This is a genomic window from Geodermatophilus maliterrae (assembly GCF_041018925.1).
Taxonomy (GTDB): domain Bacteria; phylum Actinomycetota; class Actinomycetes; order Mycobacteriales; family Geodermatophilaceae; genus Geodermatophilus; species Geodermatophilus maliterrae.
Genome location: NZ_JBFNXQ010000136.1, coordinates 1 through 11,361, shown reverse-complemented (window position 1 = coordinate 11,361; position 11,361 = coordinate 1). Strand labels below are relative to the sequence as shown.

The 11,361-nt window shown below is 76.5% G+C and carries 10 protein-coding genes; 6 read left to right on the top strand and 4 right to left on the bottom strand.

The window, feature by feature from the left end; translation table 11 throughout:
• Window positions 1-180 precede the first annotated feature (180 nt).
• Window positions 181-600, bottom strand: coding sequence for a DUF5318 family protein (locus tag ABQ292_RS24565; protein WP_369210334.1), 420 nt, complete (start codon window positions 598-600; stop codon window positions 181-183).
• 157 nt (window positions 601-757) lie between these two features.
• Between ABQ292_RS24565 and ABQ292_RS24560 the strand changes: the two genes are divergently transcribed.
• From ABQ292_RS24560 to ABQ292_RS24550, 3 genes are all read left to right on the top strand, one after another.
• On the top strand, window positions 758-1,351 hold the full coding sequence (locus tag ABQ292_RS24560) for a PadR family transcriptional regulator (protein WP_369210333.1): 594 nt from the start codon (window positions 758-760) through the stop codon (window positions 1,349-1,351).
• Window positions 1,352-1,475: 124 nt separating this feature from the next.
• On the top strand, window positions 1,476-2,555 hold the full coding sequence (locus tag ABQ292_RS24555; RefSeq protein WP_369210332.1) for an inositol-3-phosphate synthase: 1,080 nt from the start codon (window positions 1,476-1,478) through the stop codon (window positions 2,553-2,555).
• A 372-nt stretch (window positions 2,556-2,927) separates the two neighbouring features.
• The gene (locus ABQ292_RS24550) at window positions 2,928-3,686 is read left to right on the top strand and encodes a hypothetical protein (protein ID WP_369210331.1); all 759 of its coding nucleotides are present in this window, start codon (window positions 2,928-2,930) and stop codon (window positions 3,684-3,686) included.
• A 185-nt stretch (window positions 3,687-3,871) separates the two neighbouring features.
• Here ABQ292_RS24550 and ABQ292_RS24545 read toward each other — a convergent pair whose 3' ends face one another.
• The gene (locus ABQ292_RS24545) at window positions 3,872-4,537 is read right to left on the bottom strand and encodes a YqgE/AlgH family protein (RefSeq protein ID WP_369210330.1); all 666 of its coding nucleotides are present in this window, start codon (window positions 4,535-4,537) and stop codon (window positions 3,872-3,874) included.
• 63 nt (window positions 4,538-4,600) lie between these two features.
• Here ABQ292_RS24545 and ABQ292_RS24540 point away from each other — a divergent pair, with 63 nt between their 5' ends.
• Window positions 4,601-5,881, top strand: coding sequence for an MFS transporter (locus ABQ292_RS24540; RefSeq protein ID WP_369210329.1), 1,281 nt, complete (start codon window positions 4,601-4,603; stop codon window positions 5,879-5,881).
• Here ABQ292_RS24540 and ABQ292_RS24535 read toward each other — a convergent pair.
• Both ABQ292_RS24535 and ABQ292_RS24530 read right to left on the bottom strand, forming a co-directional pair.
• Window positions 5,878-6,759 (bottom strand): matrixin family metalloprotease, encoded by an 882-nt coding sequence (locus tag ABQ292_RS24535; RefSeq protein WP_369210328.1) that lies wholly within the window; start codon window positions 6,757-6,759, stop codon window positions 5,878-5,880. The genes ABQ292_RS24540 and ABQ292_RS24535 overlap by 4 nt on opposite strands.
• Before the next feature lie 117 nt (window positions 6,760-6,876).
• Window positions 6,877-8,361 (bottom strand): CCA tRNA nucleotidyltransferase, encoded by a 1,485-nt coding sequence (locus tag ABQ292_RS24530; RefSeq protein ID WP_369210327.1) that lies wholly within the window; start codon window positions 8,359-8,361, stop codon window positions 6,877-6,879.
• Between the two features lie 42 nt (window positions 8,362-8,403).
• Between ABQ292_RS24530 and ABQ292_RS24525 the strand changes: the two genes are divergently transcribed.
• Window positions 8,404-8,880, top strand: coding sequence for an NUDIX hydrolase (locus ABQ292_RS24525; RefSeq protein ID WP_204692267.1), 477 nt, complete (start codon window positions 8,404-8,406; stop codon window positions 8,878-8,880).
• Between the two features lie 67 nt (window positions 8,881-8,947).
• Window positions 8,948-11,233 carry a DUF6049 family protein gene (locus tag ABQ292_RS24520; RefSeq protein WP_369210326.1) on the top strand — a complete coding sequence of 762 codons (2,286 nt, stop codon included), beginning with the start codon at window positions 8,948-8,950 and terminating at the stop codon, window positions 11,231-11,233.
• The last annotated feature ends 128 nt before the right edge of the window (window positions 11,234-11,361 follow it).

The window sequence follows — 11,361 nt, the reverse complement described above, 5'->3', positions numbered from 1 at the left end:
ACCGACCGGCGAGGTCTCGTCGTGGGGAGGCACCAGGGAGCCCCTCCTCGTGGTGGTAGGTGGGCGGGACGGGGTCCCGCCCAGCGTGGCGTTCTCGGCTGTGTGGACCCGGGAGGACGCGCGCGGGCGCCGTCCCCCGGGACGTGTGTGACGGACGGGCCGGCGGTGCCCGCCGGCCGGCTACCGCTGCTCGGTGCCGGCGCGGCGCCGGGCCCGGCGCGGCTGGCGACCGGGGGCCGGCTCGGTCCCCAGGACGTACGAGGAGTCCAGGTGGTTCCAGCCGCACGCCCGGCACACCTCGACGGTGTAGACGGAGAACTCCTCCTGCGCGGCGTCCATCCGGGCGAGCTCCGTCTCGGTCTTCGCCTGCCCGGACACGTGCCCGAGCGACTCGCCGTAGACGTAGTTCACCAGCGCGAGGCGCTCGCGACGGCACACCGGACAGGGGACGTCGGTGAGCCGGCCGTGGTACCTCGCGGCGCGGGTGAGGTACGGGCTGGCGTCGCAGACCTCGAAGAGCCCGGTGCGCCCGGACTGCACGTCCGCGAGGACGGCTCGCCGCTGCAGCGAGTAGTCGACGACGGAGCGACGTCCGGGCACGGCCGCCAATGTACGCAGGTGCGCCACCCCGCAGGCCGGCTGAGCACCACCGGCGGGGGTCATCCGATCGGGCTCGGCCGACCTCGGGTTGCGGCCCCGATCACCTGACGATGTATCGTCCCGATACATCGACCGACAGGGACCGGTGGGGGGCGGAGTGCTCGAGTTCGCCATCCTCGGCCTGCTGCAGCAGGCCCCCATGCACGGCTACGAGCTGCGCAAGCAGCTCGCCGAGGTGCTCGGGGGGCTGCGCAGCATCTCCTACGGCTCGCTGTACCCCGCGCTCAAGCGGTTGCACGCCGCCGGGCTGGTCACCACCGACGAGCCCGACCGACGCGCGCCGCTGCCGGCCGACGCACCGCCGCTCACCGGCCGGCGCGGGAAGGTGGTCTACACGATCACCGCGGAGGGCAAGGAGCGCTTCGCCGAGCTGGTCAGCCAGGCCGGCCCCGAGGCGTACGACGACGGCAGGCTGTTCGGCGTCCACCTGGCCTTCTTCCGGCACACCGCCGCCGACGTGCGGCTGCGCATCCTCGAGGGGCGCCGTCGCACGGTCGAGCAGCAGCGGGAGGGTCTGCGGTCCTCGTTGGCGAGGACCCGGGAACGGCTCGACCGCTACACGCTGGAACTGCAGCGCCACGGCCTCGACTCGGTCGACCGGGAGGTGCGCTGGCTGTCGGAGCTCATCGACAGCGAGCGGCGCGACCCGGGCCCGGGTCAGCCCGCGGAGCCGCAGCGCGACGCGGACTGACCGAGCACGCTGCCGGGCGCACTGCCCGCAGTGCACCACCGGCTGCCCGCCCCGCCGGCAGCCACCGCCAGGACCGAACGGTCCCGAGGACGAGGACCACCCGGTCCAGGGAGAAGGGAAGACCATGGGAGCTGTCAAGGTCGCCATCGTCGGCGTCGGCAACTGCGCCGCGTCGCTGGTGCAGGGCGTGCACTACTACCGGGACGCCGACGAGACCGCCTCGGTGCCGGGCCTGATGCACGTGCGCTTCGGCGAGTACCACGTCTCCGACGTGCAGTTCGTCGCCGCGTTCGACGTCGACGCCAAGAAGGTCGGCCGCGACCTCTCCGAGGCCATCGTCGCCAGCGAGAACAACACGATCAAGATCTGCGACGTCCCGCCGCTGGGCGTGCCGGTGCAGCGCGGCACCACCCTCGACGGCCTGGGCCGCTACTACCGGGAGACGATCGAGGAGTCCGACGAGCAGCCGGTCGACGTCGTCGCCGCCCTGCGCGAGTCCGGTGCCGACGTCCTCGTCTGCTACCTGCCGGTCGGCTCGCAGGAGGCCGCCGAGTTCTACGCGCAGGCCGCCCTCGACGCCGGCGTCGCGTTCGTCAACGCCCTGCCGGTCTTCATCGCCGGGACGAAGGAGTGGGCCGACAAGTTCACCGCGGCCGGCGTCCCGATCGTCGGCGACGACATCAAGAGCCAGGTCGGGGCCACCATCACCCACCGGGTGCTGGCCAAGCTGTTCGAGGACCGCGGCGTGCAGCTCGACCGCACGATGCAGCTCAACGTCGGCGGCAACATGGACTTCAAGAACATGCTCGAGCGCGAGCGGCTGGAGTCCAAGAAGATCTCCAAGACCCAGGCGGTCACCAGCCAGGTCGGGCGCGACATGGGCCAGGGCAACGTGCACATCGGCCCGTCGGACCACGTGCCGTGGCTGTCGGACCGCAAGTGGGCCTACGTGCGCCTCGAGGGCCGCGCGTTCGGCGACGTCCCGCTCAACCTGGAGTACAAGCTCGAGGTCTGGGACTCCCCGAACTCGGCCGGCATCATCATCGACGCCGTCCGGGCGGCCAAGATCGCCAAGGACCGGGGCATCGGCGGCCCGCTGCTGTCGGCGTCGTCGTACTTCATGAAGTCCCCGCCGGAGCAGTACCGCGACAGCGAGGCCCGCGACAAGGTCGAGGCCTTCATCCGCGGCGAGGTCGAGCGGTAAGGACCTCCCTGCCCCCCACCCCTCGCAGGCTCGGGGCGGGACCCTGCAGGCAGGCCGTTCCAGCACGTCACCAGGACCCCACCCCTCGCAGGCCCGGGGCGGGACCCTGCAGGCAGGCCGTTCCAGCACGTCACCAGGACCCCACCCCTCGCAGGCCCGGGGCGGGACCCTGCAGGCAGGCCGTTCCAGCACGTCACCAGGACCCCACCCCTCGCAGGCTCGGGGCGGGACCCTGCAGGCAGGCCGTTCCAGCACGTCACGGGGCCCGCTCCCCGCACGGGGAGCGGGCCCCGTGGCATCCCGGGCCGCCGGATCCGCGGGTCAGCGCGCGTGGGACGTCGGAGCCCCACCCTCGCTGAATACGCTGACGCCATGCCGCGCCGCCTGCTCGCGATCGCGCTCGTCCTGCTGGCGGTCCTGCTCACCGGCTGTTCCGACGACTCGCCCGACCGGCAGCCCGGGGACCCGGTCACCGCCGAGGAGGCCGAGGTGCTCGCCGGGCTGCTGGCCGGCAACGCGGAGGAGGGCGGGGCCGACGTCGTCGTGACGGCACCCTTCGGCGAGGGCGGGCTGCTCACCCTGACCGGGGAGGTCGACCTCGCCGGGGCCGCCGGCCGCGCCCGCTCGGTGACCTCCTACGGTGACGAGCGGCCCGACGACGTCCGCACCGCGTTCTTCACCCCGGAGCAGATCTGGTTCGGCGACCTGCCGGGGCTGCCGGAGGCGCTCGCCGCCGCCGGGCTGCCCGACGTCCCCTTCGTGCGCCGGCCGGTGGCGACGGGGACCGAGGCGGTGCCCCTGACCGACGTGCTCGTGCGGCTGGTGCTCAACCTGGGCGCGGCCGAGCCCGACGAGGCCGGCTCCTTCACCGGCGGCGGCACCACGTGGGAGGGGCAGCGCTCGATCGACGGGCGACTGGCCTCGGTGTACGCCTCCGAGGCGGGCTGGTCGGTGGCCGTGGACGACAGCAGCGGCGTGCTGCTGCAGTACGTGACGCGGCTGCCGGGCCAGGACGCCGACGTGACCGTGACGCTGGCCGACCACGGGCCGCGGACGATCGCGCTGCCGGAGGAGGCACAGACGGTGGACGCGGTGGCTCACCCGGCGGTGGCGGCGGCGGTCGGCGTGTGAGCGGAGAACCCCGTCCTGCACGGCTCGCACGCTCGCGGCGGGACCCTGAAGGGGGCCACAGGGGCGGCTCGGCCGGCCCCGGACGTGGGTGGAGGGGGCGGCCTCTTCCCCAGACCGCCCCCTCCGGCGCCTTTCTTACCAGACCCGGGCCGGACGCGCCTCCCCTGAGGGCGCATCGTGTCGCGTCAGTTGGCCGAGGGGTCGGCCGGCGCCGTCGACAGCACCGCCAGGCGCCCGCGCTGCCGGCCCAGGACCGCGCGCCACAGCGCGGAGCCGGCCAGGTCGCTGAGCACGTCGCCGGGTGTGCCGGGCACGCAGGCCCACGCGCCCTCGGCCATCTCCCCGGCCAGCTGCCCGGGTGACCAGCCGGCGTAGCCGGCGAACACGCGCAGGCCGGCCAGGCCGCCGTCGAGCGCGCCCGGATCGGCGTCGAGGTCGACGAGGTAGACGTCGCCGGCCACCTGGCGCAGGCCGGTGTCCTCCGCGCCGGTCGCGCCCGGCCGGCTCGCCAGGCACAGCGCGGTGTCGGTCTCGCACGGGCCGCCGACGTGGAAGACGCCGGGCTCGACGGCGAGGTCGCACCAGCCGGGCAGCACGTCGCGGATCTCGACCTGGCTGGGCCGGCCGAGCACGACGCCCAGCGTGCCGCTGTCGTTGTGGTCGAGCACGTAGACGACGCTGCCGGCGAAGTTCGGGTCGGTCAGCGCGGGCATCGCGACCAGCAGGGACCCGGGACCCACGTCGGCGAGCGAGCCGGTGGACAGCGACGGGAGCGCCGTACGGCGTCGGCCCGTGCCCGGCCGGCTGGGCCGACCGGACTCCGGGTCAGGTGACGAGGGCACCGTGGACATCCATCCCAGTGTGCAACAACCGCGGGCGCAGGGGGCGGCCGGAGCGCGTCCTAAGGTGAACCGGTGCGGCGGGCCGACACGACGGTGCGCCACCTCCTCCTCCGCGGCGACTTCCGCCGGCTGCTGGTCACGCGGCTGTCCGCCCAGTTCGGCGACGGGGTGTTCCAGGCCTCGCTGGCCGGCACGGTGCTGTTCAACCCGCAGCGCGCCGCCGAGCCGATCGACGTCGCCGCCGGGTTCGCCGTCCTGCTGCTGCCGTACTCGGTCGTGGGGCCCTTCGCCGGCGTGTGGCTGGACCGGTGGAGCCGCCGGCAGGTGCTGCTGTGGGCCAACGTGCTGCGCGCCGGGCTGGTCGCCGTCGTCGCGGCCCTCGTGCTCGGCGGGGCGGCCGGGCTGCCCCTGTACGCCACCGGGCTGGTGGTCTTCTCGGTCACCCGGTTCGTCCTGTCGGCGCTGTCGGCCGGGCTGCCGCACACCGCCGACGAGCCCTCGCTGGTGTCGGCCAACGCCGTGTCGACGACGTCCGGTGCGGTGGCCACGGTGGCCGGCGCCGGCGTGGCGGTCGGGCTGTCGCGGCTGGGGGTCACCGGCGACGCCGTCTACGCCGCCGTGGCGCTGTCCGCGGCGCTGCCGTACCTGCTGAGCGCGGCCGTCGTCGCCGGGTTCTCCCCGGGGCACCTGGGGCCCGACGCGGACGCCGGCCCCGGCCGGCTGACCGCCCGCGACGTGGCGCGCGGCATGGTCACCGGCGTCCGGCACGCCCGGGCCCGGCCGCCGGTGGCCGCGGCGCTGCTGGTCATCGGCGCGCACCGGCTCTGCTACGGCGTGCTGACGCTGATGACGCTGCTCCTCCACCGGAACCGCTTCCCCGATGCGGGCGGGCTGCTGCCGGGCGGGCTTGTCGGGCTGGGCCAGACGGTCGCCGCCGGGGCGGTGGGCACGCTGCTGGCGGCCGCGGTCACGCCCGCGGCGGTCCGCCGGCTGGGCCGGCGCCGGTGGACGACGGGGCTGCTGGCCGGTGGCGGCGCGCTGCAGCTCGCGCTGGGCCTGCCGTTCACGCCCGCGTCGACCGTGGCCGCCGGGCTGGTGCTCGGGTTCGTGGCGCAGGGCGTGAAGATCTGCGTCGACACCACGCTGCAGGAGTCGGTCGACGACGACGTGCGCGGCCGGGTGTTCTCCGTCTACGACACCCTGGTCAACGTCGCCTACGTGACGGCGCTGCTCGTCGCCGCTGTGCTGCTCCCGGGCGACGGGGCGTCGGTGCCCGCCCTGCTCGCCGTCGCAGCCGGGTACGGCCTCACCGCGGCCGGGTACGCCCGCGCGACGCGGGCCCACCAGGCCTAGAGCGCCGGCTCGCAGGCCCCCCGGCCCAGCTCGGCCAGCCCGGCCCGGTCCCCGCTGCCGAGCTCCCGCTGGCCGTCGTTCTCCGGGTGCATGAGCTGGGTGGGGTCGTCGACGTGGTCGAGGCCGACGACGTGGGCGAGCTCGTGCACGAGCACCGCCCGGACGTCGGCCCGGCCGTCGGGCGAGCGGGCGGCGGCCGCGGCCCACGCGGCGTCGACGGTGACCGCTCCGGTGACGTAGACCCACGGCCCGCCGGCCGAGACGGCGTCGCTGCCGCCGAGCCCGGCGACCGTCCCGGCCAGCCCGGGCGCCTCGGCCGGCGTCGCCCAGGTGAGCAGGACCGGGGCCCACCGGTCGCCGTACCGGTCGGGCTGGTGCGACGGGCGGCTCTCGGAGAACGCCTCGTCGGTCGGGCCGTCGTGGACGAACCGCAGGCCCGTGGCGGCGGCGACCTCGGCCACGGCGTCGGCGACCAGGCGGTCGGCGCCCGGTGGTGCGCCGTCGGGCCGCACCACGTAGTGCACCGGCCGGCACGGGTCGTAGGCGACGGGAGTGACGCCGTCGTCCTGGTACTGGAGGAAGTCCCACGTCCCGGTCGCGGGCGCCTCCACCGGCAGCCCGAGCGGGGCGTCCGCGGCCTCGAAGCCGGGCGTCGGGCGTTCCGTCGCCGGGCCGGAGGCGCCGGCCCGGGGGTCGGGGCCGGCCGTCCCGGGCCACGGGACCTCCCCGGCCAGGACGGCGGCGCCGAGGCTGACGACGAGGACGAGCGCGACGGCCAGCACGCCCCGGGCCGCGGAGGGCGCGCGGTGCCGGGAGCCGGGCCGCCCGGCCGGCCACGGGAGCGGCCCGCCGTGCCACTCCTGGACTCGCCCGTCCATCCCCGTCCCCCGCCGTCGGTCCGGCCGTCCGTCCTACCGGCGGGCCGGCCGGCGGGGGAGGGGCCGGGCGGGCGGTGCCACCCGTGCGGGGGAGGGCGGCGCGGGGGAGCGGGGCCGTCAGGTGCGGGACGCCCACCAGACGCGCAGCTCGGCCTCGGCCTCGTCGCGGTCGAGCGGGCCGCGCTCGAGGCGGAGGTCCTTGAGGTGCCTCCAGGCCTCGCCGACCTCCCGGCCCGGCGGGATGCCGAGGATCTCCATGATCGCGTTGCCGTCGAGGTCGGGCCGCACCCGGGCGAGGTCCTCGGCCGCCGACAGCTCGGCGATCCGGCGCTCCAGCGAGTCGTAGGTGGCCGACAGCGCGGCCGCCCGCCGCTTGTTGCGGGTCGTGCAATCCGAGCGCACCAGCTTGTGCAGGCGGGGCAGGAGGTCGCCGGCGTCGGTGACGTACCGGCGGACGGCGGAGTCGGTCCACTCGCCCGTGCCGTAGCCGTGGAACCGCAGGTGCAGGAAGGTCAGCCGGGCGACGTCCTCGGTGATCTCCCTGGAGTAGCGCAGGGCCTGCAGCCGCCTGCGCACCAGCTTGGCCCCGACGACCTCGTGGTGGTGGAAGGAGACCCGGCCGCGCGGCTCGTGGCGGCGGGTGGCCGGCTTGCCGACGTCGTGCAGCAGCGCCGCCAGCCGCAGCACCAGGTCCGGCGACTCCGCGTCCGGATCGGCCTCCTCCAGCGCGATGGCCCGGTCCAGCACGGTCAGCGAGTGGCCGTAGACGTCCTTGTGCTGGTGGTGCTCGTCGATCTCCATGCGCAGGGCCGGCAGCTCCGGCAGGACGACGTCGGCCAGGCCGGTGTCGACGAACAGCTCCAGGGCCGCCCGCGGCGCGTCCTGCAGCAGCGTCTTCGACAGCTCCACCTGGACCCGCTCGGGCGTGATCCGCGCCAGCTCGGCGGACATGGCGGTCATCGCCTCGACCACCTCCTCGACGGGGGTGAGGCCGAGCTGGGCGACGAAGCGGACCGCGCGCAGCATCCGCAGCGGGTCGTCGGCGAAGGAGTCCGCCGCCGTCCCCGGGGTGCGCAGCCGGCGGGCCAGCAGGTCGCCCAGGCCCCCGAAGGGGTCGGTCACCGTGCGGTCGGGTCCCAGGGAGACCGCCATGGCGTTGACCGTGAAGTCGCGCCGCGCGAGGTCGTCGGTCAGCGACGCCCCCCAGGCCACCTCGGGATCGCGCGAGATCCGGTCGTAGCGGTCGGCGCGGAAGGTGGTGATCTCCAGGCGGGTGCCGCGGACCTCGGCGCCGACGGTCCCGAAGGCGATGCCGGTGTTCCACGTGGAACTGGCCCAGCCGCGCAGCAGGTCCAGCACCTGCTCGGGACGGGCGTCGGTGGTGACGTCGAGGTCGCCGGGCGGCCGGGGCGCGTCACCGCCCGCGGCGAGCAGCGCGTCGCGCACCGAGCCACCGACCAGGTGCGCCTCGAAGCCGGCCGCGGCGAACCGCTCACCCAGCTCGACCAGCACCGGGGAGACGTCGACGAGCTCGCGCACGGTCGACTGGACCGCCGGGGGGACGGGCCCGGCGGCCGGGCGACGCGGAGGGACGGCAGACACGACGCGCCAGGGTAGTGCCGGGCCGCGCGCTACCCTCCTGGCATGGCTGGGACGGGCGGACGAGCGCGCCCCGGGCGCCGTCTGCGCCGCGTCGACGAGACCTCCGCCGGCGGCCTGGTGGTCGCCGACGACGGCGTCACCGGCCCCCGTGCCGCGCTGATCGGCCGCACCGACCGGCGCGGGCGGCTGCTGTGGTCGCTGCCCAAGGGCCACATCGAGGAGGGCGAGACCCCCGAGGACACCGCCGTCCGGGAGGTCGCCGAGGAGACCGGGATCATCGGCGAGGTGCTCGCCCCGCTCGGGATCATCGACTTCTGGTTCGTCGCCGAGGGCCGCCGGGTGCACAAGACGGTGCACCACTTCCTGCTGCGAGCCGTCGGCGGCGCGCTCTCCGACGCCGACGTCGAGGTCACCGAGGTGGCCTGGGTGCCCCTCGACGAGCTGAGCGGCCGCCTGGCCTACGCCGACGAGCGGGCGCTGGTCGAGCGCGCGCCCGCGCTGCTCGCCGACAGTGCGTGACCCGGCGCGCGAGGTCCCTCCCAGGCATCCCACCTCCCGGTCCGGGGCCGGCCGGCGCGGGGGCGCCGTGACCCGCCCCGGCCGGCCGTCGCGCACCCGGTGGCCGAGGGTCCTGACGGCGGCGCTGCTGGCCGTCCCGCTGCTCGCCGTCCCGCCCGTGGCCACCGCCCCGCCCGCCGCGGCCGCGCCGCCCCCCACCGCCCAGGCCCCGGCGGCCGACGACGACCGGCCGGTCACCGTCGAGGTCACCCGCCTCGAGCCGCGCACCGTCACCCCCGGCGGCACGGTCACCGTCGAGGGCACGCTCACCAACACCGGCACCGGGACGCTGACCGACCTGACGGCGCGGCTGCAGCGCGGTGAGGTCGTCACCACCCGCGCCGACCTGCTGGCCGCCGACCCCGAACCGGCGACCGTCGCCACGACCGCCTTCGCGCCGCTCGCCGCCCGGCTCGACGCCGCCGAGGAGGTCCCCTTCACCTTCACGGCGACCACCGCCGACCTCGGCCTGGACCGCGACGGCGTCTACCCGGTCCTGCTCAACGTCAACGCCACCGGCCCCGACGGCCAGCCGAGCCGGGTCGGCGAGGTGAGCACCTCGGTGGTGCAGCAGACCGCGCCACCGGCGACGGCGACGGCGGTCGCCTGGCTGTGGCCGCTGGTGGAGCGCACCCACCGGGACGCCTCGGGGAGGTTCGTCGACGACGCCCTGGCCGACCAGGTGTCCGACGGTGGCCGGCTCGACCGCGCGCTGGCGGTCGTCGAGCGGGTCCCCGAGGTCGTCGCGCCGGGCGCGACCGAGCCCTCCCCGGTGGCGCCGGTCACCCTGGCGGTCGACCCGGTCCTGGTCGAGGAGCTCGCCCTCATGGCCGAGGGCCCCTACGACGTCGCCGGCGATGAGGACGCCGGTACGGGCACCGACGCCGCCGCGGCGTGGCTGGGCCGGCTGCGGGCCGTGGCCGCCGACCACGCCGTCGTCGCCCTGCCCTACGGCGACGTCGACGCCGACGCGCTGCAGGCCCTCGAGCTGTCCGCCGCGCTGACCCGCAGCCTGCCCGGCGCCGCGAGCGGGAACGGCACCGACGGCGGCACCGCGAACGGCGGGGACGCCGCGCCCGTCGTCACCGCCGACTCCCCGGGACCGCGCGGCGTCGCGCTGGTCGCCGAGGAGCTCGGTGTGGAGCCCCGGACCGACGTCGCGTGGGCGGCGGGTGGCGCGCTGCGGCCCGACACCCTCGCCACGCTGCAGGACGGCGGCATCGAGCAGGTGGTGCTCGCCTCCGGCGGCCTGAGCGGCGGCGACGCCGTCCGCGGACTCACCGGCGCCGCGGCCGCGCGCACCACCGCGGCCGGGGACGGCGGCCCGGTGACGGCGCTGGTCGCCGACAGCGGCCTGTCCGGCCTCGTCGACGCCGGCGCGACCAGCGGCGGCGTGCGGCTGGCCGAGCAGCGCTACCTCGCCGAGCTGGTCCTGCTGTCCCAGCAGTCGGTCGCCGACCCCGCCGGCCAGACCGTCCTCGTCGCCCCGCCGCGGGACGTCGACCCCGACCCCGACGGCGTCGCCGCGATGATCGCCGACACCGCCCTGCCGGGACTGCGCCCGGCCTCGCTGGCCGACCTCGCCGCCGGGCCGGTCGCCGACGCCGGCACGCCGCTCGAGGCGGCCGAACCCGTGCTCCTGGACGCCGCCGGCCTGGCCGACGTCACCTCGGCGGCCGGCCTGCGCGACGACCTCGCCGGCGCCGTCGTCGACGACCCCGCCGCGGCCCTGGCCCCCACCGACGGCGCCCTGGCGCGCACGACCGCCGTCGCCTGGCGCGACGACCCGGAGGGCTTCCGGGCCGCCGCGGCCGACCTGCGGCAGACCCTGGTCGGGCTGCGCCAGCAGGTGACGCTGCTCGCCCCGGCCGAGGGCAGCTACAGCCTGGCCTCCAGCGACGCGCCGCTCGTGCTCACCGTGCAGAACGACCTGCCGTTCGCCGTCCGGGTGCTGGTGGACGTGCGCACCCGCGACAACGTGGGACTGACCATCGGGCAGGTCGGCGCGCAGGAGGTCGCCTCGGAGCAGCGCACGACGCTGACGGTGCCCACCGAGGTGCGCCAGTCGGGGCGCTTCGCCGTCTCGATCGGCCTGACCACGCCGGGTGGCGGCCGGCTTGGTGACCCCGTGGCCATCCAGGTCCGCAGCACCGCCTACGGGACGATCTCGCTGTCGATCACGATCGGCGCCGCCGTCCTGCTCGGGCTGCTCTTCCTGCGCCGCGGGGTCCTGTTCGTCCTCCGCCGCCGCCGCGGGGCGGTCGAGGAGGACCTGCCCGCGGATGCCTGGCCGCCGAGCCGGAGCCCGGTGTGACCGGCGGCCCGCGCAGCGAGGAGGAGCTGACGGCCCGCGACGCCCCCTCCGACGCCCCCTCCGACGTCCCCGGTACCGCCGACGACCGCGCCGGCGGTCCCCCGGACGACCCCGACGGCGGCCGGCCC